Annotated in this window: 19 protein-coding genes; 10 read left to right on the top strand and 9 right to left on the bottom strand. The window is 63.1% G+C overall.

The genetic code is table 11. The annotated features are described in order from the left end of the window. Window positions 1-197: 197 nt before the first annotated feature. Window positions 198-1328: a hypothetical protein gene (locus VNH11_33435; GenBank protein ID HVA51293.1), complete on the bottom strand. Its 1131-nt coding sequence runs from the start codon at window positions 1326-1328 to the stop codon at window positions 198-200. A 240-nt stretch (window positions 1329-1568) separates the two neighbouring features. On the opposite strand from VNH11_33435, the gene VNH11_33430 reads away from it, so the two are divergent. Then, the gene (locus VNH11_33430; GenBank protein HVA51292.1) at window positions 1569-2138 is read left to right on the top strand and encodes an HD domain-containing protein; all 570 of its coding nucleotides are present in this window, start codon (window positions 1569-1571) and stop codon (window positions 2136-2138) included. A 4-nt stretch (window positions 2139-2142) separates the two neighbouring features. Here VNH11_33430 and VNH11_33425 read toward each other — a convergent pair whose 3' ends face one another. From VNH11_33425 to VNH11_33410, 4 genes are all read right to left on the bottom strand, one after another. After that, the gene (locus VNH11_33425; protein HVA51291.1) at window positions 2143-2757 is read right to left on the bottom strand and encodes a flavin reductase family protein; all 615 of its coding nucleotides are present in this window, start codon (window positions 2755-2757) and stop codon (window positions 2143-2145) included. 77 nt (window positions 2758-2834) lie between these two features. Then, window positions 2835-3098, bottom strand: a complete 264-nt coding sequence (locus VNH11_33420) for a MoaD/ThiS family protein (GenBank protein HVA51290.1) — start codon at window positions 3096-3098, stop codon at window positions 2835-2837. Window positions 3099-3153: 55 nt separating this feature from the next. Further along, window positions 3154-5469, bottom strand: coding sequence for a xanthine dehydrogenase family protein molybdopterin-binding subunit (locus VNH11_33415; protein ID HVA51289.1), 2316 nt, complete (start codon window positions 5467-5469; stop codon window positions 3154-3156). Between the two features lie 77 nt (window positions 5470-5546). Then, window positions 5547-6032: a (2Fe-2S)-binding protein gene (locus VNH11_33410; protein ID HVA51288.1), complete on the bottom strand. Its 486-nt coding sequence runs from the start codon at window positions 6030-6032 to the stop codon at window positions 5547-5549. Between the two features lie 400 nt (window positions 6033-6432). On the opposite strand from VNH11_33410, the gene VNH11_33405 reads away from it, so the two are divergent. From VNH11_33405 to VNH11_33390, 4 genes are all read left to right on the top strand, one after another. Then, complete coding sequence (locus VNH11_33405; protein HVA51287.1) at window positions 6433-7815, top strand: AAA family ATPase; 1383 nt, start codon at window positions 6433-6435, stop codon at window positions 7813-7815. Window positions 7816-8582: 767 nt separating this feature from the next. Further along, window positions 8583-9746, top strand: a complete 1164-nt coding sequence (locus VNH11_33400; protein HVA51286.1) for a DUF1573 domain-containing protein — start codon at window positions 8583-8585, stop codon at window positions 9744-9746. A gap of 512 nt (window positions 9747-10258) precedes the next feature. Next, window positions 10259-11659: a hypothetical protein gene (locus VNH11_33395; GenBank protein ID HVA51285.1), complete on the top strand. Its 1401-nt coding sequence runs from the start codon at window positions 10259-10261 to the stop codon at window positions 11657-11659. Between the two features lie 98 nt (window positions 11660-11757). Continuing rightward, window positions 11758-13647: a glycosyltransferase family 39 protein gene (locus VNH11_33390; protein ID HVA51284.1), complete on the top strand. Its 1890-nt coding sequence runs from the start codon at window positions 11758-11760 to the stop codon at window positions 13645-13647. Between the two features lie 359 nt (window positions 13648-14006). On the opposite strand, the gene VNH11_33385 is transcribed toward VNH11_33390, so the two are convergent. Further along, window positions 14007-14216, bottom strand: a complete 210-nt coding sequence (locus VNH11_33385; GenBank protein ID HVA51283.1) for a hypothetical protein — start codon at window positions 14214-14216, stop codon at window positions 14007-14009. Window positions 14217-15262: 1046 nt separating this feature from the next. On the opposite strand from VNH11_33385, the gene VNH11_33380 reads away from it, so the two are divergent. From VNH11_33380 to VNH11_33370, 3 genes are read left to right on the top strand one after another with little or no spacing between them, the layout of a single operon-like run. Continuing rightward, window positions 15263-16135 (top strand): hypothetical protein, encoded by an 873-nt coding sequence (locus tag VNH11_33380; protein HVA51282.1) that lies wholly within the window; start codon window positions 15263-15265, stop codon window positions 16133-16135. 35 nt (window positions 16136-16170) lie between these two features. Next, a complete protein-coding gene (locus tag VNH11_33375) occupies window positions 16171-18060 on the top strand; it encodes an AAA family ATPase (protein ID HVA51281.1) in 1890 nt (629 codons plus the stop codon). A gap of 48 nt (window positions 18061-18108) precedes the next feature. Continuing rightward, window positions 18109-18465, top strand: a complete 357-nt coding sequence (locus VNH11_33370; GenBank protein ID HVA51280.1) for a hypothetical protein — start codon at window positions 18109-18111, stop codon at window positions 18463-18465. 549 nt (window positions 18466-19014) lie between these two features. On the opposite strand, the gene VNH11_33365 is transcribed toward VNH11_33370, so the two are convergent. Then, window positions 19015-20010 carry a helix-turn-helix transcriptional regulator gene (locus tag VNH11_33365; GenBank protein HVA51279.1) on the bottom strand — a complete coding sequence of 332 codons (996 nt, stop codon included), beginning with the start codon at window positions 20008-20010 and terminating at the stop codon, window positions 19015-19017. Window positions 20011-20179: 169 nt separating this feature from the next. Here VNH11_33365 and VNH11_33360 point away from each other — a divergent pair, with 169 nt between their 5' ends. Further along, window positions 20180-21037, top strand: coding sequence for a hypothetical protein (locus tag VNH11_33360; protein ID HVA51278.1), 858 nt, complete (start codon window positions 20180-20182; stop codon window positions 21035-21037). Window positions 21038-21083: 46 nt separating this feature from the next. Here the strand turns inward: VNH11_33360 and VNH11_33355 are convergent, their stop codons facing one another. Both VNH11_33355 and VNH11_33350 read right to left on the bottom strand, forming a co-directional pair. Beyond that, the gene (locus tag VNH11_33355) at window positions 21084-21422 is read right to left on the bottom strand and encodes a type II toxin-antitoxin system PemK/MazF family toxin (GenBank protein HVA51277.1); all 339 of its coding nucleotides are present in this window, start codon (window positions 21420-21422) and stop codon (window positions 21084-21086) included. Then, window positions 21407-21649, bottom strand: coding sequence for a ribbon-helix-helix domain-containing protein (locus VNH11_33350; protein ID HVA51276.1), 243 nt, complete (start codon window positions 21647-21649; stop codon window positions 21407-21409). The genes VNH11_33355 and VNH11_33350 overlap by 16 nt, the downstream gene beginning before the upstream one ends. Before the next feature lie 220 nt (window positions 21650-21869). Between VNH11_33350 and VNH11_33345 the strand changes: the two genes are divergently transcribed. Beyond that, on the top strand, window positions 21870-24491 hold the full coding sequence (locus tag VNH11_33345) for an alkaline phosphatase D family protein (GenBank protein HVA51275.1): 2622 nt from the start codon (window positions 21870-21872) through the stop codon (window positions 24489-24491). Window positions 24492-24610: the final 119 nt, after the last annotated feature.

Raw genomic sequence — 24610 nt, 5'->3', positions numbered from 1 at the left:
TGGCTGCGCGCAGCCAAAGTGCCTGCGGCCCGTTCGCCTCCGGCGGCACGCGCCGAGGCGACACGCGTGTCGCATGACGGCAAAAAGAAAACGGCCCGCGAGCGCTTTACCAATGCCCGCCGATCTTCGCTCGGCTTGCCGGCGGGACGGGGACACCCGATCAACTGACAGAATCTGTCAGTTGGCCAAAGGTGGGGTTACCTGTGAGCGGTGGCCGTCACGCGACCGACGCCGAACTGGTCGCCCGTGGCCACCGGTTTGCCGTCGCGGAAGTCGATTTCCATCATCTTCTCGCTGTGGACCTGGCGGCCTTGCTCATCGGCCAGGGCCGTCAGAATTCGCTTGCTCGCCGTATCGATCACCTCGCCCGTCGAGGGATAGGCAAACTTGCCGTCGAGACTGAACGTGACCCAGCCCGGTTGTTCGCGCAGGGCCACGCTGACGGTTTGCTTGGGCGGCTCGACCGTGTTGTCGAAAACGTGGACCCGTTGGTTGAAGGCATCGACCACCCAGACCTCTTTCTCATCGGGCGTGAGGCCGATGCCGTGGCTGGGGCAGCCGTGCCGCTTGACCGGCCCCGTCGCAAAGCCGGCCACCTCGACGCGGTGCAGCTTGTTGCCCGAAGTCAGGTCTCCGATTTCGAAACCGAGCAGGCCGTTGACGCAGATGTACGCCCTGCTGCGGTTGCCGTTGACGGTGAACGGCCGAATGGCGCCGGCGAACGGACCGACCTGCTGGACGATGCTGTGCGTCGCCGTGTCGGCCACGAACAAAATCGGCGACTTCAGGCCGCCAAGATACATCCGCTGGCCGTCGCGGCTGACCACCGTGTTGTGGGCACCGCTGCGGGTTTCCACCGCTGCGATCGGCTTGCCGGCGGCGGCATCGATCACGTTCCAGGTGTCTTTCTCGAACGACGGCACGTAAAGCGTTTTTCCGTCGGGTGTGATCGACATGCGGTCGGTGCCATTGGGCGGCGCGGTTTCCCAGAGCGTCGCTTCACTGGTCAGATCGAGGCAGTAGAGCTTCGAGCGCGTGGTGAAGTAGAGCTTGCCGGTGGCCGCGCTGGCGCAAACGCCCTTGATGTTGTCGGGCTTGGGTTCGCGGCTGGCGGGCGTTTCGGTCCGCTTGACGAACTTGTGGCCGTGGTCGATATCGAAAACGAGAATGCCCGCCCCGCCGAACTGCGGGTCGTCGCGGATGCCGGGGCAGACCACATACAGGTAGCGATGCAGGCCCGAAGGCGGCTCATCGGCCCAAGCCCTGCCGGAGAAGAGAAAAAGGCAGGTCAGAGCGAGCAGTAGCCGGCGGCGATGGATGGGATGCATTGTGTGTTTGCGCGAAGTCGGACGTTAGGCGATAGGCGTTGGGCAATTTGCAATTTGCAATTTCCTGAACCCTGAACCCTGAACCCTGAACCCTGAACCCTGAACCCTGAACCCTGAACCCTGAACCCTGAACCCCGAACCCCGAACCCTCCGCACATTGTAATCTCCTCCACCCGGCCCGCCATCCTGCCGCTCGCCAAGCGCCGCCACAAACGATACATTTCTAGCGGAGGTGACCACATGAATCGTGAAGCTGCCTGGGCGTTGGTTTGTGAATATACGGCGAGCGACAGCCTGCGAAAGCACATGCTGGCGGTGGAAGCGGCGGTGCGGGCCTACGCGCGGCGCTTCGGCGAAGACGAGGAAAAATGGGGCCTGGTCGGCCTGTTGCACGATTTCGACTACGAGCGCTGGCCCAATCCGCCCGATCATCCGCTGAAAGGGGCCGCGATTCTGGCGGAACGGGGCTATCCGGCCGACGTGATTTACGCCATCAAGTCGCACGCCGATTATTTGACCGATTGCCCGCGAGTGTCGCGGCTCGACAAGACGCTCTACGCCTGCGACGAGTTGGCGGGCTTCGTCACCGCGGTGGCGCGGTTGCGGCCCGAAAAGCTGGCCGGCATGCAGGCCTCGAGCGTGAAGAAAAAACTGAAGCAGAAGAGTTTTGCCGCCGCCGTCAGTCGCGACGACATCGTCCGCGGCGCCGAAGACCTCGGCGTGCCACTCGACGAGCACATCCAATTCGTGATCGACGCCATGCAGACCGTCGCCGGCGAGTTGGGACTGAACAATTCACCGGGCTATTGACAACCTACCCGATCGAAGGGCGGCGCATCTCAAACAGATCGCTGGTGCGCGCGTACCAGTCGCCTCCCAGCCGAGCGATCGTCCGCAGCTTCGCGGGATCGACGCGACCGTCGGGCGCGAACAGGCCGTCGTCGACGTGCAGCAACAGCACCTCGCCGATCACCAGATTGCCCGACATCGGCCCTTGTCCAACCGGCACGATCTGCAAGACGCGACACTCAAGTTGTACCGGCGATTCGGCGACGCGCGGAGGTTTGACTTTAACCGCGGGAACGAGTGTCAGCTTGGCCAGCTCGGCCTCGCTTTCGCCGTGGGGCAGTTCCGCCGACGTCTGATTGACCTTCTCCGCCAGTGCCTCCACGGCGGCGTTGATCACGAACTCTCCTGTGGCCTCGACGTTGAGCAGCGTGTCCTTCTTCGAGCCGTCGCGCCGCAAGGTCGGCGAAAAGACGACCACCGGCGGGTTGGCCCCGAAGGCGTTAAAGAAGCTGAACGGCGCCAAGTTGACGCGGCCGTCCGCATCGACCGTCGTTGCCCAGGCGATCGGCCGAGGAGTGACGACATCGGTCAGCAGGCGATAGACCTCGATCTGCGGAGTTGTGGCGACGTCAATCAGCATGGTAAGCCTGCTGTCAGCCATTCTGTGCGGGCGCTGCCATTATGCGCATTACGGCGCGGCCATTTCAATGGCACCCGTCAGCCGCCGCCAATCGCCGGTAGGAAGTGGATTTCGCTGTCGGGCCCCACCTTGGCCAACAGGCCGCGGTTGGTAAAGGCGCCGTCGATCGACACCGCCAGTCCCGGCGAAATGCCGTCGTCGCCGCACAGACGAGCTCCTAAACCGGGATGCGCCGCGTCGAGCGCGGCGATGACCTGCCGAAGGTTCGTGCCCGGAACTACCACGCATTCGATGCCGCCGGTGAGCGGGCGCAGTTGCGTCGGGATGTACACGATGGCCATGGCACGTCACAGTCGTTTACGGTGGGCCGGCGCTCGCGAGCTCGCTGGTCCCACCCTACACGTTTTTCTTGACCAGCGCCGCCCAGACCTTTGGCGGCGACATCGGCAGCTCGAACATCCGCACGCCGGTGGCGTGATAGATGGCGTTGGCGACGGCGGCGGGCGGAGCCACGATCGGCGTCTCACCCACGCCCCGCACGCCATAAGGATGCGCCGGATTGGGCACCTCCACGATCACCGTGTCGATCATCGGCAGATCAAGTGCCGTCGGCATGCGATAGTCGAGATAGCTGGCGTTGCGCATCCGCCCCCGGTCGTCGAAGAAATACTCCTCGTTCAAGGCCCAGCCGATGCCCTGCACCGTGCCGCCTTGCATCTGACCCTCCACGTAGCTGGGGTGAATCGCCTTGCCGGCGTCTTGCAACACCGTGTACCGCAGCACCGTCGTTTTGCCGGTGTCGGGATCGACCTCGACGTCCACGATGCTCACGCCGAAGCCGTTGGTCGGACCTTCCGGATCGACGGCGGCGCGGCCCTGCACCGGGCCGCCGGTCTCGTTCAACCGGCCGGCCAACTGCTTGAAGGTGATCGACTCGCCGTTGTGGCGGAACGTGCCGTCCTCGAAGTTCACTTCCTGGGCTTCGCATTCCCAAAGAGTCGCCGCACGCTCACGCATTTGCCGGCGGATGTCGAGACCACACTGATAGGCCGCCATCCCGGTGGCGAAGGTCACGCGGCTGCCGCCGGTGACGTCGGTATAGCCCACGCTGTCGGTGTCGGCCACTTGCGGCTTGACGTCCTCGGCCGCAATGCCCAGCGTCTCGGCCAACTGCATGGCCACGCTGGTGCGCGTGCCGCCGATGTCGGTCGAGCCTTCGACCAGCGTCACCGTGCCGTCGGGATTGACGCTGGCCGAGGCGCTGCTCTTCAGCCCGATGTTGAACCAAAAGCCGGCCGCGATGCCGCGGCCGCGGTTCTTGCCCGAAATCGGCGTCTTGTAGTGCGGCTGGTTCTTGGCCGTCTGCAAGGTCTCGATGAAGCCGATCTTGGGATACGCCGGCCAACCCACCCGCTTGGTTCCTTCGCAGGCGGCATTTTTCAGACGCAAGTCGATGGGATCCATCCCCAGTTTTTCGGCCAGCTCATCGACGACCTGCTCTGCGGCGAAGGCGGCCTGTGTGGCGCCCGGTGCCCGATACGCCGCGGTCTTGGGCTTGTTGAGCACGACATCGAAACCTTCCACGCGGTAATTCGGAACGCTGTAACAGGCGAACACGCACATGCAGCCGGGGCCGATCATGCCGCCGGGGAACGCGCCGGCGTCATACGCCAGCCAGGCCTGAGCGGCCACGATGCGGCCGTCTTTCTGGGCGCCCAGCTTCACGCGCACGAACGAGCCGGGCGTGGGACCGGTGCCCTCGAACACTTCCGCCCGTGTCATCACCATCTTCACCGGCCGGCCCGACTTGCGGCTCAACAGCGCGGCCACCGGCTCGAGATAAACGGGAATCTTCCCTCCGAAGCCGCCGCCGATTTCGCACGGCACCACCTTGACCCGCGAGATCGGCACCTGCAGCAACTCGGCCGTCTGCTGGCGGGCCGTGAAGGCGCCCTGCGTCGAAGTCCAGATCGTAAGTTGGCCATCGACGTTCCACAGGGCCGTCGAAACGTGCGGCTCGATATACCCTTGGTGAACACTGGCGGTCTTGAACTCGCGTTCGACCACCACGTCGGCCGAGGCAAAGCCTTGCTCGATGTTGCCCTCTTCGAACAATAGGTGCTTCGACGTGTTGCTCGGCTGGTCGCTGGTGCGGTGGCCGGTCATGTCTTCGGTGTAGACGTCGGCGTGCAAGAGCGGCGCGTCGGGTTTCATGGCGTCGAGCACCCAGGTGACCGCGGGCAGCGGTTCGTATTCGATCTGGATCAGCCTGGCCGCTTCTTCGGCCACGTGCGGACTGACGGCCGCCACCGCCGCCACCGCGTGCCCTCGATAGAGCACCTTTTGATGGGCCAGCACATTGGCGCCCAGGTGCGCCAGGTTCACGCGGCCTTCGCCCAGGTCGGCCATCTTGTCGCGCAGGTCGGGCAAGTCGGCCGCCGTCACCACGGCATGCACGCCCGGCAGCTTTTCGGCCGCCGAGGTGTCGATCCGCTTGATGCGGGCATGGGCGTGCGGGCTGCGCACCACTTTGCCGTGCAGCATGCCGGCAAGCTGCAAATCGTTGCCGTAGACCGCGCGGCCCGTCACCTTGTCGGCGCCGTCGTGCCGGATGGGCCGCGTGCCGATGACTTTGTAGGCGGGCGCGGCGGCGCCGCGTCCGCGCGGCAGCCGTCCTTCATCCACAATGGTTTCGCGAGTGTCGATGGGCATGAGCGTTGTAACCTCCTGAAGTTTTCGTGGGACGGCTTCTGGCCCGTCGCTGCGATGGTTCGTCCCGTGACCACGGCCTAGGAAGGCTGCCCCACGAGCCGCCGGGCGGCGTGCTGCACGGCCCGCACGATTTTGTCGTAGCCCGTGCAGCGGCAAAGATTGTTCGCCAGCTCGAAGCGGATTTCATGTTCCGTCGGATTGGGGTTCTTGTCGAGCAGGGCCTTGGCGGCCATGATAAAACCGGGCGTGCAGATGCCGCATTGCAAGGCGGCGTCTTCCAAAAAGCACTGTTGAATCGGGTGCAGGTGGTTCTCTTCGGCGATGCCTTCGATGGTGGTGATGCTGGCGCCTTCGCACTCCACGCCCAGCACCAGGCAGCTATTCACCGGCACGCCATCCATGATCACGGTGCAGGCGCCGCAGTTGCCGTTGTTGCAACCTTCTTTGGTGCCGGTGAGGTGCAACTCGTCGCGCAGCGCTTCCAACAGGCTCTGCCGGTTTTCGCAGAGGAATTCGGTCGGTTCGCCGTTGATCGTGGCTTGGATATGGGCTTTTTTGGGCACGCTTGGTATCTCTCGGTTGCTCGTCGGCTGGAAACAGCAATTTGACGCCGGACGATGCGGACTGTCAAGCAAGAGGTTGGACTTAGGCCGTCATGGAGCATGCTGGAACTCATTGGACGAGGCGTTCGCCTGGGGCGATAATAGTTCGCGTCAATCACGGCACGTTGGGAGCAACGTCCTCGCGCCGCAGACCGCGCTGTTTTCTTAGCCGGCGCAGCGACGCACCGAAGGACCGCTCTGTTTGCCCTCGCCGGCTTTTGTCAATCTAGGACATTATGGGTTGGCACACAACCGAGTCATTCGCCATCTTTACGCAAACCCTGAAGAGTCGTGAGACGACCAACTGCGGCGCCCGCGAACCGATTGACGTTGGCGCGTCTCAACGTAGGCAGAGGATCTCATGGCCGACTATGAACAGCAACTGCTCGCGATCGCCCAACAGATCGACGACCGCTGGTGGCTCTCGGAAATCGCCCTGTTTGCCGAGCACTCACTGCTGGCCGCCGATCGAGAGAAGGCCCGCGCGCTGCTGGAGCGGCGGGCGAAGGAGACGCTCGGATCGCTGCCCGCCGCCGAGTTGCACCGCCGGCGCTGGGGATGGCCCTATCAGCTCCGGCAGGCCGAAATCGCCGTTCCCGCGCCGCCGCGCGACGCCTTCTGGCAGAGTGAAGTGATCTTAAAGTTCGATTACCTCAACTGGAGCCCGTCGCCCGACGCCCATCTGGCCTATGTGCCGGCGCTCGACATCGAAGTGCTGCAACCGCGGGCCGGCAGGCTCGAAGCGGCGGTGGCCACGGAAATCCGCTCGGCACTCGAACGGTTCGGGGCCACCGCCTCGCTCGAAAAGCTGGTGCGGCTAGCGCGGCGCTCCAAACTCGAGCTGGCGGAAACGAGCGTGACGGTGCGATTGCCGACGCCCAAAGAGCGCGCACTTCGCGAACTGGAACAGGACGACGAAGAGTCGTCGGTGCTCAAGCAGGCGGCGGTCGAACTATCGAGCGAGCCGCTGGCGGAAGCGTTCGAAGCAGACGCCGCGGTGTCGCAACTTGCCGAGTTGCTCGCCGGACCGTCGCCGCGGAGCGTGCTGCTGGTTGGGCCGGCCGGCGTGGGAAAGACGGCCGCGGTCTATCAGTTGGTGCGCGAGCGCCGCCGCCGCGGGTTGGCCGGCGCGGCGTTCTGGGCGACCAGCGGGGCACGGCTTGTGGCCGGCATGTCGGGATTCGGTATGTGGCAGGAGCGGTGTCGCGATCTCTGCCGCGAGGCCGCCAAGAAGAAGGCCGTCGTATACCTGGGCAATCTCATTGAGCTCGCACAGGTGGGCCAGTGCATTTCGCAAAGCGAGAGCATCGCCTCGTTCCTACGGCCATACCTGGTGCGCGGCGATCTGACGGCCGTCACGGAATGCACGCCCGAACAACTCGCCTTGCTGGAGCGCGATGCACCGCAGTTGCTCCAGGCCTTCGTCACGATACGGGTTGAAGAGCCGACGCGCGAACGAGGGCGGTTGATCCTCGAACGGCAAGCGGCCGCCAGCGCGGCGCGGCTCGATGCGGCGGCCATCGATGTGCTCGACCGCCTGCACCGCCGCTATGCCGGCTACTCCGCCTATCCCGGCCGTCCGTTGCGGCTGCTGAAAAACCTTTGCCACGATGCGCCGCCGGGTTCGGTCGTCTCGGTCGCCGACGTCACACGGGCGTTCTCGCGCGTTACCGGCCTGCCGCGGCGGAATATGCGGGGCTCCGGCCTGCCGCTGCTGTCGGCCGCCAGCACGTGCCACCGCTGAATTGAGCTGCGCCCGCCCTCCCGCTGGATCCAGCTATACATGCCTTTTTACGTGCCTGCCTCTATATGACCGAGGTACTTGACAAGTGTTTTGACGGATCCTAAGACTAAGGCGTTGGGTTCGGCCAAACGAACTGCAGTCGCCCGATCACGGTGAACGACCCTCGCCCCGTGATCGTGCAAGCGGCAACTGTCCCGTGACGGCCAATCCCGGAAAGGAGCTGCAAGATGTGCCGTGGCTGTCGGCGAATGGCTGTAGCGCCCTCGCGCGCTCGGGTGGTCTTCTGCGCCCTGACGGCGTGCTCGGCATGTGATGAGAGGGCGATCTTCGTTGCACTCGATCGCCCGAGCCCGCACAGCACCTTCGGACTGCGCGTGGTCCGTGAGTCCGGAGACCTGGCTCGCGAAATTGCTAGCAATGCGGCCACTCTGGCTGCGGTTCGTCCGGCAAGCCCGAGGGGTATAAGTACCGCGTGGCGGGGCGTACCGCTGTGCGCGGCGGTGGTGAACCGAGTCGTCCTTTGCATGTTGGCCCTTCTCGCTGGAACGCCCGGATGTTCTGCTCGCAAACCGCCGGTGCCCGCAGCCGCGACCGCAACACCGGAGGATGCCACAGTCGCCCCGCGCTCGCCGGCTGCCTACTTAGCATCGCTACAACTCGGGGCCATCGTCCCCCGGCACGCGCCAGATTGGAGAGGCAGACCACCAACTAAGTGTCCCGGCGATCAATGGGACTCCCAATGTCCGCGGCTGATGGGAGTCGACTTCATGGCGTACCTAGAAACTGCAGGGCTTCGCGCGGCCGTTCTTGAGTTAGCGCCTGAGGATTTCCAGGTAGTGTTTGGCTTGGTCACCCTCGGCAACCATCGGTACATCCAGGCACTCTCGCGCGAAGCCTTGCCCGAACTAGTCCCGCTTCGGCGCTTCGAGACGCTGAAGCCGCGACGAGTTTGGGTCCAACGATCCTCAGAAAATGGGGTCATGATCGCGGTCGGTGAGGCACGCATCAAGATCGATCGGCTCTGGCACAGCTTTGGCGTCACTGAGCCGTTCTCGGAGGCCGAGACGGAGTTCACTCTCACAAATCAAAGTGCCCCACGGATCCGTGTGGCCTATCTTTCAAGCAGCTGCACATGTACGACCGCTGAGCTGGCCAATGGCAAACCGCTAAGCAAAAATGAGTCTGACTCGCTCGTCGTGCGAACAAAGACCGCAGATAACACTAATTACCGACAGACGGTCACGTTGCGGCTGATGGAGATGGCTGGGGGCAACCATCGTGAGGTCGTGTTCACTATCTTTGGAAACCAAGTTCGTACCGTGTACGCGATCCCAGCGGAGATCGACTTCGGGCGAGTGCCGCGCGGTGAACTTCCCAGTCGGTCTCTGCGACTTAAAAGCGGCCCCGAGGATCCATTTCAGCTAACGTCCGTTTCGTGCGCGGATCTCCCGGTCATCGCAACTGTCCAAATGGGAAGTGCGGCGCCGCAGGACAGCGAGACCCGCCTGGAATTTGCGGTTGACGCTGGCGAACTTGAGCCCGGCGAATACAAGTCTGTAGTGGGCATCTCGACCACCAGCCGTTACCGTCCGCTTATCGAGGTGCCGGTGTCGTTCGTGATCCCGCATCGCGTGGAAGTCGTCCCTAGCGTTGTCGCATTTGGCCGGTGCCGCCCAGACGATGCACAACGTCGGATCGTTGACCTGGTGGCTGCCGATGGCACCTCGTTTGCTGCCGAGGTAATAAAGGTGCCCGACGGATGTGCTGTTGAAAAGATAACCTCCGCCAAGCGCGGACTGTCAATGTGCGTTCATGCATGCTTCCAGAAAAACGGTCCTGTCGACGCCCCAATCGTGTTACGGGCCTACGCGGAGGGCTGGGAGGAACGAGTCGAGTTGCCCGTAGTCGCCATTGTTGGCGATGATCACTAAATTTTCAGTTCGCAAATGCAAAGGAGTCCCTCATGTTCGTAGAAATGGTAGGCTCGCGGGCGCTTCGGTGTTTGCTCCTATTGGCGTGGCTATTAACGAACCTCTTCGGTCTCCGTGACGGAATTGTTCCGCCGGCGGTCGCTGCCGACTGCAACTACGCCCTTCTGCCAAATACAACGGACTGCGCTACGAGCAACAGTCAACCGTGCCCAGGCGGCTGTGTAACGTGCGGGACCACCAACTTCGGGAGAACCTACACAGGCAATTCGCACGAGGTGCTCGCGACTCCAGGCAGCGCGCAGCAAGGACTGACGACGTTCGTCGCATGCTTTAACTCCTATTCTTGCCTAACTTCTCTGTATCTTGGTTACGGATGCTACCAGCCGCCGAGCGTCTACGGCTATTGCCAAAACGGTAACCCGCAATCAAAATGCACTCAATGTGAGCCTGGCACGCCGAGCACGACCTACATCGCGAATGATAGTGTGCTCGATTGCACCGAAGAGTAATAAATGAAGGCAACTTTCAGCTTTCTTTGTATGGCATCCCAAGTTGCGCAATGTCGCTTCGTCTCCCGATATCGCAAAAATGGCAAGCGGCGGCAATTCATGTGTTTGATTCCACCGAGCCGATCGTGGTCCATCATCTCTCTGGTAATTTTTGCATGCATGGCTCTTTTTCGTACCGCATGCGCATATCCCGACCAAACGGTAGCAGAAAACGCCGAGATGGACCGGCGCCTTGGCATTATCCGCATGATCGAAGGGGAAATAAGGGCTAACTACGAACGGCTCGCCAGCTGGTCAGGTTCATACGCCTTAGAGGACGGGGCATACCGAACCGAAATGCGCCAGATCCAACCGCGCGTAGGCGATGACGCCGCGCGCGGAGAGTTGCTCGGAACTACGAGGAAAGGGCGCTGGTGGGAGGTCCGCCATGTTGTTGTGCAGTTTGACCTCGATATGCGTAAGAACAATCTGGCGACCACGTATGAGGTTGTCGGAGACGCGGCGGTGACCGACCTTGCGAGTGGTGTGACCGAAATTTGGGGACAGGTCCCGCTTCGGCAGCGTCACCTGATTACGGTGGATGAGTGGATCGAGTGCATCCCGGCCGAACCGCCGGGCGCGGCACCGCGATTCCAGATTGCGAGGGGCAAAGGGATTAACTCTGCCGTGCGTCGCGGCGCAGCGGAGAGCAAGCGCTTCGCCAGGTATTCAAGTGTTATCGACCCGCGGGCGTTTTTCGCTTACAGTGGCAGCATGAGCTTTGCCGATGCATTAAAGAGCAGCGCCGACTGGCTCAAAGCTGGCAAATCGCTCGCGCTTCGAATTGAGGAGGTCAGATCGACGTCTCACGCGGGCTACAGGCTTGTGCAGGAATATCGGGTCCGTCCCGACGATCTGTCGGAGCAGCCGACGGTGGTCGAGACGACGTTCAACGTCGACGCAGGCTACAACCCCTCAAGGCTCGTCGAACGAAGCCCCAGTGGAATTGCGACTCTCGACCGAACGTGGCGATACACGCACGTTTCCGGTGTGTACATACCGAGCCACTACCGGTTAGATAAATACTTTGACGATGATACGCAGCAACGTGAGCTGTCTCGCGACTTTACGCTTAACAACTGTGAAGTGAATGGGCAGATCGGCGCTGCAAGCTTTTCGTTGGATCGCCTCGGGCTGGTCCAGGGGGACCAGCTTCGCGACGACCTAGCTGGATCGGTTATGCGCTATGACAATGGTGAGGTAGTGCCAGTCAGCCAATACGCCGGCGACGATAACACGGCCGTGACGACCCCATCGGCGCGACGGCCGAGAGGTGTCGCGCTTCTAATAATAAACATAGGTTTTCTCGCGTTGGCCGCTGTGCTCTGGGCCGTGGGCCGCAAGCGAAGATCGAAACGCGTATAGACGGAGAGGTTCCCGAGTCCGTGTGCGCGTGTAGGGATGCAATCGGACGGTTTGCCGGCGCCTCGGGATCCCATCGGCATGTCTCGGCCGCACGTGCCGTGCTGCTTGCGGCCAACGACAAGCGTGCAAATCGCGAAAACCGTAGTAGTACAGCGAGCTTGCTCGCAGCCGCGGCAATCCTGGTCCATTGTGTTCTGGTCGCCTGGATCTCCTCAAGAAACGCGCCGGTCTCCGATGAGGCCGCGCATCTTGCGGCCGGCCTGCATACGCTGGCGTCCGGGGATTTTGACCTATACGCGGTTAACCCGCCACTTGTGCGGCTCGTCGCGTCGGCACCTGCCTATTTTTTGGGAGCGAAGGCGGGCGTGAACCCACCGCCCCGTGGCCACGGCGACCGGCGGCGACGAGAGTGGAGCGCCGGCGTTGGTCTGGTGCGTGACAATGCTTCCGACGCGCAGCTTTTTTTCGCCCTGGGGCGGCTCGTCTGTCTGCCGTTCAGCGTGCTCGGTGCCGTTTGCTGCTACCACTGGGCAAGCGAAATGTACGCGAGCCGTGCGGGCTTGGTTTCCGTTATCCTTTGGTGTTTTTCGCCGAACATAATGGCCTGGTCCGCAACAATCTGCCCCGATGCCGCTGCTGCTAGCGCAGGTGTCGCTGCGGCTTACGCCTTTTGGCGATGGCTTGCGCGTCCCGATTGCTGTCGTGCGCTGCTCGCAGGGGTTGCGCTGGGCCTCGCGCTGCTGACAAAGATGACCTGGGTTGTCCTCCTGGCCATCTTGCCTGCGATGTGGGCGGGCTTGGCCATTCGCGAAGGACGGTCGGGCCTGAGCGGAGCTCGCCGCGCGGCGCTGCAACTTATTCTGGTGCTTGGCGCCGGTCTCGCCGCCTTAAACGCCGGTTACGCTTTCGACGGGTCCTTTACTCGCCTGGGTCAGTTTACATTCGTCTCGCGCGTATTGGCCGGGGCCGATTCTCCGGCTGACGGCGGCGCCGGCGGCAACCGCTTTTGCGGCAGTTGGCTCGGCCTGCTGCCAGTTCCGGTTCCGCGCGACTACTTACTCGGCATGGACATCCAGAAGCTCGACTTCGAGGCGGGCTTGGAGTCCTATCTCTGCGGCAAATGGTCTCAGCGCGGCTGGTGGTATTATTACCTCGTTTGCGCATCTCTGAAGATCCCCCTCGGAACATGCATTTTGTTGCTCCTAGCGCTTTGCTCGCGCCTCCGCAGTTGCTTCCGGCGGTCAGGATGGCGCTGTCGGCGGAATATGGCCAAGAAGGAAGACTATGCGCCTCGGCGCTACCGGCGTGTGGGTGAAGCACTCATCTTGGTCACAGTCGTGGCGATTTTGGCATTGGTGAGCTCGCAAACGGGCGTAAATCGCCACTTTCGCTACATGTTGCCCGCGATGCCTTTCCTCTTCATCGCGATTGGCGGCTCAGCGCCACCTCGTCGCGCCCCGCACGAGATGAGGCACCGAATCTTTATTTCCCTGCTGCTTTTGTCATTGGTGAGCGGCCTGGGCGTCTGGCCGCACTCGATGTCATATTTCAACGAGCTTGCGGGCGGACCTCTGCGTGGGCACCGTTATCTAGTCGACTCGAACATTGACTGGGGGCAGGATATCCTTTATCTTGAGCGGTGGTGCTCCCGAAACCCGAGTATCGACGTGCTTTATACGCTGTTTCGCAACTCCTACGCTTCGGAGCTTTTCCACGATGCGCATATTAAGAGGCTCGGGGGCTCGGGCGCCGACATCCGGCTCGTCAGCCTCGATCTGGGTCATGACCTCCTCACGCGCGAGGGGCCGCTCGTCGGTTGGTATGCGGCTAGCATACATCGGCTCTGCGAGCCCGCCTGCCGCCACGCTTACCTTTTGGACCTTGAACCGTATGCGAGGGTTGGATACTCCGTTTGGATTTGGCACGTAACGAGCGCGGATGCAGATAAAATAAAGAGTCTCCTTGCGCGGCGTGCCGCCTCCTTTTGACGCCAATGCGACCCAATAGTAAATTTACAAACGACGCTTCGGGCCGAATTTCGCTCTGCATGCGCAACGGGTGGGAGGCAGCGGCCCTCGTCTCCGTTGCCCTCGCTCTAGTCGGCGTCTCACTCTCCCAATTTGTTTGGTCGGGCGGCGCTCGGCAATCCGTGCCGCAGGGGTTCGCCGCGTGCCTAAACGCACGCGGCGCGGCTTTTTCCAAATCGGCTGCCGCGAGCGCAGGTGTTCTAGTCGCAGACTCTAGTCAACCGGAACCCGCGAAGCGTATCTGCGGCATCCTTAACGCGGACTGCGGAATTACATGCCGTTTGGTAACCCCAGCGCAAATCGATGCGGGGATCCTCTCTTCACTCGCCGTTCTCGTTGTTCCAGGCGGAAGTGGCAAACAACAGGCCGCTGCTCTTGGTTCCAGGGGCCGGACGGCCATACGCCAGTTTGTAGGAGGCGGCGGCGGCTACGTCGGAATCTGCGGCGGCGCGTTTCTCGCAACGTCCGGCTACGACTGGAGCCTCGCGCTGGTTAATGCGCGGACACTTACGGGCACCAGAAATGTGCATGGGTCAGAGATCCCGTTGGCAGCGCGAGGAACAGGAATGGTTGGCATAGAACTCACCGACATAGGCGCGGAGCTCTTTCCAGAAGTGCGGAAAACCGTGAACGTCCGCTACAGCAGCGGACCCATATTTCTGAGTGGCCACAGAGCAGACTTGCCAGATTTTGCGTCGATTGCCTTATTCAGGACGGAAATCTCCGCGCACGAATGCCAGCGAGGGACAATGATCAACACGCCAGCAATAATCGCGAGCATGTATGGGCGTGGACGCGTCCTGCTCTTCAGTCCGCACCCGGAGGCGACGAGCGCGCTACAGCCGTTTCTGGTGGCCGCGATTTGGTCGGTCGGACGGAGGCAGGCCGACGAACCGGATGGTAAACGAAGCGAATGTACCGCGCCCTCAGCTTTCCACTGCCGAGCCGCCCGTGGTCCGCCGCCGGTCATTCCACGTTGTCCGGTCGTCAGCACGTTCCCGTAACCAAGCGCGCGGGAAAACTACGGCGCCTTTCGGCTGGCCGTCAAGGCCCGAAGCAAAGCGCCCGCTGCTACCGCCCCAAGAACGATCGCCCAGCGCCCGCAAGCCTGATCCAGGGATACAGATGGTCCTTGCAAAGAGAATTCGACAGCCGCCAGCGTCGCGGTGAACCAGCACCACCGCTCTGCGCGGTAGAAAGCACCTTTGGTCGCTCTGGCGGCTGCGGCGCGCTCAGAGGCGCGCGCGAAGCCGATCCGCTCGACGCGGCAGGCTCCGCCATCGAGGTGGTTGGCGCCTTCAATTCCTCCGCTCGCCGTGGGTAACGCCTCACTCGTCATCGATTGGCCTCAAGCACACAAGCACAAAGACACTGCCTAGAACGACTTACCGTTGCCATTGGCGTCGTGACCCGCCCACGCAGCGCGACCGAACCGAACCCCGCGTAGGCAGAGTCTGGGCCGTCTGCGCGGAGGCGCGCTGTGAAACAGTATAGTAGGCTCGACCGCTCGTCGCGAGGGTAGCCACCCAATCTGTGCGCGGGCTGCGACCGGCGATGCGAAAAAAGCAGGGTCGCCTTGGCGACCGCCGGTTCTGCCGAGCAGTTCCGCTATTTCCTGGTCAAGGAGCAGTGCGACAAGCTGCGGCGTGATGCGGACCAGCTCGCCGAGCGGCTTGAGCGGTCGCCGCGACCGGGTTGGTTGCCGCCGTCGGTCGGTTCGCCGCGCCGTCGCGGGCTGGCCAAGTGGGGCTTGGGCGGACGGCGACTGTTACGCGAGTTGGCCATTGTCGACGACATCCATAGCTATTTGAAGGACTTGGCCGGCGGATCGTCACGGTTCGGGCAGCAACTCGATCATCAGGTCCAGCAACTCTCGCACGAGGCCGCGCTGGTCGAGGCGATGGCCCAGTTCGGCGAATCGACTTGCGACGAGGCGGTTGTGATTGTTTCGCCTCGCGGCGCGGGCGCAGACCAGGCCACGGCGTTGGCGAGTTGGTACGCCCACATGTTCATCAGCGAGCTGTCGCTCGACTGTCAACCATTGTCGGCCCAGGGCACTTTGCGTGCGCTGACCGTCGGCGGGCCGCACGCCCTGGCCGTCGCAAGGGCGGAAGAAGGAACGCACCTGTTTTGCCCGAAAGCGCAGAACCTTGTTCCTCTGCAGGTGTCCGTAGTGCCGGTAATCGATAACGACGCTGAAGCAGCGCGTGCTTCGTTCGTCGAGCGGCGGCGCCGGTGGTTGGCGGCCTTGGCCGAAGGCAGCGCGACAGTCGATGACGATCCTCAGCCGCTGTTGCCAGTAGTGCGGGTTTACAGCGAGGGCGGGGCGACGTTCGATTTGCGCAGCGGTCTTTCGGTGGCCGGTTCCCCGACCCCGCACGACCTGCGGAGCTTTGTCTTAGCCGCGCTCGAACCACCGCCGGAGTTCGTCAGTCATTTGCCAATTTGAAATTTGCAATTCGCAACTTGCAATTCCCATCCCCCATGCCGCTCCATCGTTTCCCCATCGTCGTCTGGCAAGACGCTCAGAACTTTTTTACCGCCCTGACGGTCGACAGCGTGTTCGACGACGCGCCGGCGGCGACGGCGCCGACCGCCAACCGCGCCTGCGACGAGTTGAAAGACTATTTGGCCTGGCTCTATCAACGTGAGCCCTGGCGCGGATCGTCCAACCTGGTCGACGTTGAACTGCGGGAGTTCATCGCCGCCGTGCGGCCCGAATACCAATCGGACGGGCGCGTTTATGCCGGCAACGAGCCATTTCCGTTGCGCGTTCCGTGCGTGACCGCACATCACGCCGGCGGTCCCCATTTCGCGGCGTTGCCGACGCTTGGCTTCCACTTTTACTATCACGACGCCTCGGCCCTGGCAGAACTTGTGGGTGAATACGCTCAGCAGCAGCTTAAAGGATCGTCGCCGCGCGAGCTGGCGCGCGTCTTGCCGCCGGGCCGGATCACGCTCGACGAGATCGTGATCCGCGTGAAGGACCGGTCGCGGCGGCTGAAGCCCGATGCCGATTTGCCGGGGCTGGGCGCGGTCGCCGAGCCGCTTGACGACCGCGCTGCGCGGCGGCGGTTCGCGCGCGCCTGGCTCCGTGAAAGTGAAGCCGCCGCGCTTGCCCGGCAGCTTACCGCTTCGCGGGTCAATCTACTCCTGGTCGGTCCCACCGGCGTCGGCAAGACAATGCTGTTGGCCGAGGCCGCCCGCCAGCTCGATCGCAACGCTTCGCAGCCCGCCGCTGCTACAGGCGATGCGGGCGACGAACGCGACAACGAGCGGCTGACGTTTTGGCTAAGCAGCGCAGGCCGATTAATCGCGGGCATGCAATATCTGGGACAATGGGAAGCACGCTGCCAGCAGATCGTCGAAGAGCTGAGCGGGGCCAGCGGCGTGCTATGTGTCGAAAACCTGCTTGATCTGGCGCTGGCCGGTGGTGATGGGCCGGGCGACGGCATCGCCATGTTTTTCCTGCCGTACCTCGAACGCGGCGAGCTGCGGCTGGTCGGCGAGGCCACCGCCGGCGAACTGACGGCGCTACGGCGGTTGTTGCCCGGCTTGATCGACCTGTTCCAGATCGTGTCGGTCGAACCGCTCGACCGGCCCCGCGCGCTGGCCGTGCTCGACCGGCAGGCCGTCGCCCGTCGGCAGCAGTCGGGCGTGACGGTGGCCGACGGCGCTGCGGCCGTGGTCTATGATCTTTTCCGGCGGTTCGCGCCCTACGAGACCTTTCCCGGACAGACGGTCCGGTTCTTCGACGACTTGCTCGACCAAACCCAGCGAAAGCATCGCCCGCAAGCGAGCGCCGCCGACGCGATTGCCGCCTTCGTCCGCCGCACTGGCTTGCCGGAGCCGTTGCTGCGCGACGACCTGCCGCTGGCCTTCGACGACGTGCTGAGCGGTTTTCGGCGCGAGATCGTTGGCCAAGACGCGGCCTGCCGGGCAGCAGCCCAATTGGTCGTGGCTTTCAAGGCCGGACTGAACGATCCGCACCGGCCGCTGGGCGTGCTCTTGTTCTCCGGACCCACCGGCGTGGGCAAGACGCAGCTTGCCAAAACGCTTTGCCGTTATCTCTTCGAGCATGGCGAAAAGCAGGACCGGCTGGTGCGGCTCGACATGAGCGAGTACGGCGGTTTCGATGCGGCCCAACGGCTGCTCGGCCGGCCGAACGGCCCGCCCAGCGAACTGGTGAAGCGCGTGCGTCAGCAGCCGTTCGTGGTGGTGCTGCTCGACGAGATCGAAAAGGCGTCGCCGGAAGTGTTCGACGTATTGCTCGGCCTGTTCGACGAAGGCCGCCTGACCGACGCCTACGGCCGCACGACGAACTTCCGCAGCACGATCATCATCATGACGTCGAACTTGGGCGGCGAGTCGTAGCGGCCGCCCGGCTTCGACGTGTCGGCCGAACCGAATTACGAGGGCGCGGTGACGTCGTTCTTTCGGCCGGAGTTTTTTAATCGCATCGACGCCGTGGTGCGGTTCGAGCCTCTCACGCGCGAGCAGGTATTGGCGATCACGCGCAAAGAGCTGAACGAGATTGCCCGGCGTGAAGGGTTGGTCAAAGCGGCGATTGAACTTGCGCCCAGCGAGCGGCTGATCGAACATCTTGCCGCGCCGGGCTACGACCCGCGTTACGGCGTCCGTCCGTTGCAACGGATTTTGGAGCGGCATGTGGTGACGCCTTTGGCCCGCTGGCTGATCGAGCATCCCGGGCTTTCGCATTGCCGGCTGGGGCTGGATGTTGACGTGACCGGCGACCTGCGCGTGATTGTGTTGCCGTGAACCAAAGCCCTTCGCCGATGGTCGGACGACGCGGGCTAATCGCGGCCTAGACATCGATGATCTGGTTCAGGCCATCGATGATCCGGGCAAGCTCTTCCGGCGAAACGGAGCCGGCTTTGCCACGGAGTCTCTCGACCGATGTGTCGGACCGCCGGTTAAAGACATGGCGAGCAAGACACCCAGCCATTTGCGTCGGCGGGCGAGCAGCGGCCCTTTGATCGGCTTGCACGTAACGCGGAACAGGTCATGCACTTAGGTCGATCATGCTGGGCCACGTGGCGCCCCAGTGCGCCGCGGCGCTCAAGCAGATGCGCCGCGCGGCGCTTTTGATGAGCGTGCCAGCCGATCTGTACGGCGAGCGCTGGCGGAACGGTATCCCGGCGCGCCGGGATTCCCCACAGAGATGTCAACGCCTACTTCGGCGGAACGGCACCCCGGCGTGCCGGGATTCGGCATCATCGCTTGCGAGCAACTCTCGCGGCGTTTTATCATCGAATCGTTCGAATCTGGCCTCTGCCGCTGCAACGTCAGGCCGTCCGGACAGAAGCGTCAGTAAGTCCCGATCTCGTCCGGTTCCACCCGAAGCCTTGCGGCGATGGCCTGGACCGTTTTTGTCTGAACGCGCCGCACCTTGCCCTGTTCGATGCGGGCGATCGTCTTAGCGGCAACGTTGGGGGCAAAGTCCTCGCGCCGCAGACCTCGCTGTTTTCTTAGCCGGCGCAGCGACGCACCGAAGGATCGCTCTGTTTCCCATCGCCGCTTCGAAAGCCGTCGGCGATATTCGGAATCGTATTCATACAAGATCGCCTCGGTCGCCGCCTCGTAGTCGCCGAGCCGAACGGTTTGTCCGCAGTCCACAACGGAAAAACGGTCGAAATCCGGCTCGATTCCGTCTCCCGATATTTCAAACGCCGCGCAGGGCACCGTCAACGGCTCCAGGTTTCCACGCCAGAGGGTGAGAGTTTGGCTCGTCATGTCGACAGTGCCTCCAAGGAAGAGATCGGGAGAATTCTCCGCTTGCAACGCCGCCGCAAGCTCGTCGGGAGGCAAGAACGTGCCGTCCGCGCCGTAAGCCAGCCGCTTAAAGCAATTGGCCAGAGCCGGCAGTGTCGCGGGGCTGACGGCGTGGTTGAGCAGGGCCGCGCCAAGGCTGCGCGCCGGCCACTGCACATTTTGCAGCAAGGCCGCCGTCAAGTCGTGTTCATAGCTGATCCAAAGTGAATCTTTTGTTGCATGTGCCAGCGAATTACGCAGTCCTGCTTTGGATGAAATCACCGTGGGGCGGAGTGTGGCGAACTCTTTCGAGCGGCGTCGGGCTTTGTCGAGCAAAAACGTGGCGCCGACAGTGTGTGCCCCCTCAGATTTGACCATTCTGTTACTCCTTTTCCGGCGAATTCTCGCCGACCGGATTCGATGGATACTTGCGGTCCCATTGCTCGCAAAGCAGTTGCCAGTTCGCCGGCTGCTTGATGTGGTCAACGAGTTCCTGAGGAACTTCCGTGGGATCAGGTAACCGATCCATGAATTGGCCGGTCCGCAAGTCAAGTCGCCAAGCCTGGGTATCATGCAAGACGGTCACGTGGGGCGGCTCGCGGCTCTCCTTCTCACGGATTTTGACCTTCCATCGGGCCTTGCGGAAAACGGCGGGTAAAGGAAGATTGAACGGCACGAATTGACCGCTACGTTCGACTGTCGAATTCCACGAGCCAATGATATGTCCCATTGCGAGCTTTGTCAATTCGGGGCGTTTCTAGGTGGCACGTCGGCGATCCTGTCCCGCGCGCTGGCCGTGCTCGACCGGCAGGCCGTCGCCCGTCGGCAGCAGTCGGGCGTGACGGTGGCCGACGGCGCTGCGGCCGTGGTCTACGATCTTTTCCGGCGGTTCGCGCCCTACGAGACCTTTCCCGGACAGACCGTCCGCTTCTTTGACGACTTGCTCGACCGCACCAAGCGAGAGCATCGCCAGGAAGCGAGCGCCGCGGACGCGATTGCCGCCTTCGTCCGCCGCACCGGCTTGCCCGAATCGCTGCTGCGCGACGATCTGCCACTGGCCTTCGATGAGGTACTGGCCGGTTTTCGGCGCGAGATCGTGGGCCAGGACGCAGCTTGCCGGGCAGCGGCCCAATTGGTCGTGGCCTTCAAGGCCGGACTGAACGATCCGCACCGGCCGCTGGGCGTGCTGTTGTTCTCCGGCCTCACAGGCGTGGAGGGTGCGGTGACGTCGTTCTTTCGGCCGGAGTTTTACAATCGCATTGACGCCGTGGTCCGGTTCGAACCTCTCACGCGCGAGCAGGTGACGGCGATCACGCGCAAGGAACTGAACGAGATTGCCCGGCGTGAAGGGTTGGCCAAAGCCGCGATTGAACTTGCGCCCAGCGAGCGGCTGATCGAACATCTTGCCGCGCCGGGCTACGACCCGCGTTACGGCGTCCGTCCGTTGCAACGGATTTTGGAGCGGCATGTGGTTACGCCTTTGGCCCGCTGGCTGCTCCAGCATCCCGGACTTTCGCATTGCCGGCTGGGGCTGGACGCCGACGTCACCGGCGACCTGCAAGTGATTGTGTTGCCGTGACACCACAGCCCTTCGCCGATGGTCGGACGACGCGACTGATCGCGGCCTAGACATCGATGATCTGGTTCAGGCCATCGATGATCCTGGCAAGCTCTTCCGGCGAAACGGAGCCGGCTTTGCCACGGAGTCTCTCGACCGATAAGGTACGAATCTGGCTGATTTTTACCCACGACCGCTTGGGGAGCCCCGACTGCGTCAGTTCGAGCGTCAAAGGGAAGCCTGCCGCAGGCGATTGGCTTGTGATGGCAACCGCGATCACCGTGTCGGACCGCCGGTTAAAGACATCGTGACTGAGCACAAGAACGGGACGAAGGCCCGCTTGTTCTCGTCCGCGAACGGGGTCCAGATCGGCCCACCAAATCTCGCCTCTCAGTACGCGGGCCACCGCTCAAGCTCCGCTTCCAACCCTAATTCCGCCAAGCGCTTTTCTTCCGCCGGGTCCAACTTTGCACACTCGATCGCGAGTTGGGTGCGATTGAGTCGCTGGAGCTTTTCTTCGACTGCCGCTTGAATCGCCTTGCTGCGGTTAGGGAAGACGCGCCGAGCGATCAACTCGTCGAGACGACTGAGGAGTGACGAGTCGATACTGATTGCGACCTTGCTGCTCGCCATTATCGGGAAACTCCCTCTTGGTATGACAATTTATCATACCGTTCGATCGTCGTTTCTCCAAGGTCGGTGTGTCGGAGTTTCGGAGGCAGGGTAGGCAGGGGCCTTTCCAGGAAAAACCGTAACGAATGAAGTTTATCGTCGAGTCTTGCAACCCAATGCCTCCCAGAGAATGATAGACAGTCCTATGCCATCGCGACGAAGCAGGGGGAATCGGCCCAGAATGCAACCCACACGACGCACATTCCTGAAATCGGTCGCCGGAGCTGTCGGCGCCGCGAATCTGGCATCCACGACAGCGCCCGCGGCGGCGGACGAATTTTCGGGCGAGTGGGCCGGCGATGGGGAGCGGGTTTGGATCGGCCCTCAGTTCTGGGCCAATCGCTTGCAAGATTGGCGGCTGGGCGCCGGACGGCTGGAGTGCGTCCGCGGCGATGCCGGCTCGCCCATGCGCACCCTGCACCTGCTCACGAGGCGGCTCGGCCCGACGCCCGACGAATTCGAAATGACAGCGCATGCCGGCGCCATCTGCGATGGTCCGCCCGCTCACGATGCCGCAGTCGGCTTTTTGGTCGGCGCCGGCGGTGACACGATGGATTATCGTGCCGCGGCCCTCATTCATCACAATCCCGGCCCAGGCGGCGGCTGGTTCGCGGGCATCGACGGCGCCGGCCGGGCCTTCATTCGCAGCTTCGAAAAGCCCGTCGAAGCGGCAAACGAGGCCGGCACTCAGCACGATCTGCCCAACGAAATAGTCATCCGGCTGGCGGGACGCCGGCACGAGGGCCAATATCGCCTCGCGCTCACCATCAGCGACGCCGACGGACGCACGGTGGCGGAAACCTCGCTGGAAGTTCCACCAGATCGGCTGACCGGCAACGTCGCGCTCGTCGCGCATCCGGGCAGCGGCAAACCGGCCACGCGATGGTGGTTCCGCGACTGGCGACTGGCCGGCGCAAAAGTCGAAGCCCACGACGACCGCGCGTGCGGGCCGATCCTCTCCACGCAGTACACCGTCCACCGCGGTGTGCTCAAACTCACGGCCCAGCTCATGCCCATCGGACAGAGCGATCCGCAAACGGTCGAATTGCAGTTTCAGCAGGACGAAAATTGGCGGACGGCGGCCACGGCCGACGTGACCGTGCCCGGTTACACGGCCACTTTTCGCCTGACCGACTGGGACGCCGGCCGCGATGTGCCCTATCGCACGGTCTATCGCCTGCGCGACGCGACGGGCGAACGGGCCTGGCACTGGCCGGGCACCATCCGCCGCGACCCGGCCGACAAAGAAACACTCGTGCTGGCGACGCTGAGCTGCGTGCAGCAGGTCGACGGCCGCGTCGATGCGGGCAAGCAGTATGGCTGGTCGAAGACCGTCTGGTTCCCGCACGCCGACATGTTGCCGAACGTTGCCCGGCACGATCCCGACCTGCTCTTCTTCGCGGGCGACCAGATTTATGAAGGCAATCCCACCCGCGTGGTGCGGCAGCCGGCAGAAGAGTCGCTGCTCGACTATCTCTACAAGTGGTATCTTTGGTGCTGGACCTATCGCGACCTGACGCGCGACCGGCCGACGATCACCATCCCCGACGACCACGACGTGTATCAGGGCAACGTGTGGGGCGCGTGGGGCAAGCCGGCCCGCGAGGGCGACCCCGGCGGCCTGCTGGGCGGCTACGGCATGCCGCCCGAATGGCTCAACGCCATGCAGCGGACGCAGACCAGCCATTTGCCCGACCCCTATGACTCGACGCCGGTCGAACAAGGGATCGGCGTTTACTACACATCGCTGGTGTGGGGCGGCATCGGCTTCGCGATCCTGGAAGACCGCAAGTTCAAATCGCCGCCCAGCGTCATCAAGGCCAAGATGACGCCCGACAGCCATATCACCGAAAAGGGCTACGACACGCGGCAGGCCGACCTGCCGGGCGCCACGCTGTTGGGCGACCGCCAGCTTGCGTTTTTGAGGGCCTTCGCCGAAGACTGGGTCGGACAAGAGATGAAGGCGGCTCTGAGCCAGACGATCTTTTGCAACTTGCAGATCAGTTCGCGCGGCGAGACGGCCGGCCAGCTTGACAAGGACCTCGATTCCAACGGCTGGCCGCAGACCGGCCGGCGGAAGGCGCTGGAGGAACTGCGGCGCGCTTTTATGCTGCACATTGCCGGCGACCAGCACCTGGCGAGCGTGGTGCGTCAAGGCGTCGACGAGTTCGACGATGCGGTTTGGTCGCTCTGTGCGCCCGCCGTGGCCAATCTTTACGAACGGTTCTGGAACCCCGACTGTCCGCCCTCGAACGCCGACGCGGACCTGCCCGCCTACATGGGCCGCTACGAAGACGGCTTTCACAACAAGATTACCGTGCATGCGGTTGCCAACCCGGTGCCCAATCCGCAGCCGGGCCAGTTCCCCGACCCTGTGGCCCTATATCGCAAGGCGAGCGGCTACGCCATCGTGCGGTTCAACAAACCCGCTCGCACGGCAACGCTGGAAGTCTGGCCGCGCTACGTCGATCCCACCGACCCATCGACCGGCGGGCAGTACGCCGGCTGGCCCATTATCGTCAAGCAGACCGACAACTATGCCCGCCGCCCCGCCGCCTTCCTGCCGACGCTGGACGTGAAAGGGGTGTCGCAACCGGTGGTGATCGTTCGCGACGCATCGGGCGAGCTGGTTTACGCCTTGCGGACCGCCGGCAGCGAGTTTCGTCCCGGCGTATTCGCGTTGGGCGAGTACCAAGTCAGCATCGGCGAGCCGGGCACGAAGCGATGGAAGACACTAGCGCTTGCAACGCTCGACGACGATCAACCCAAGAGGCTCATGGTGGATCTTACCGCAGGGTCTTGAGAACGTTTTGCGTTTGGCAACGAGCGTAGGGTGGGACCAGCGAGCTTGCGAGCGCCGGCCCACCATCGTTAGGCGTCAGGTTTCAGGCATCAGGCGTCAGCTTGTTCTGCCTGACGCCT

This window comes from Pirellulales bacterium (genome assembly GCA_035533075.1).
Classification (GTDB): Bacteria; Planctomycetota; Planctomycetia; order Pirellulales; family JAICIG01; genus DASSFG01.
The sequence above is the reverse complement of the archived record's forward strand: the minus strand, read 5'-3'. Positions and strand labels throughout refer to the sequence as shown.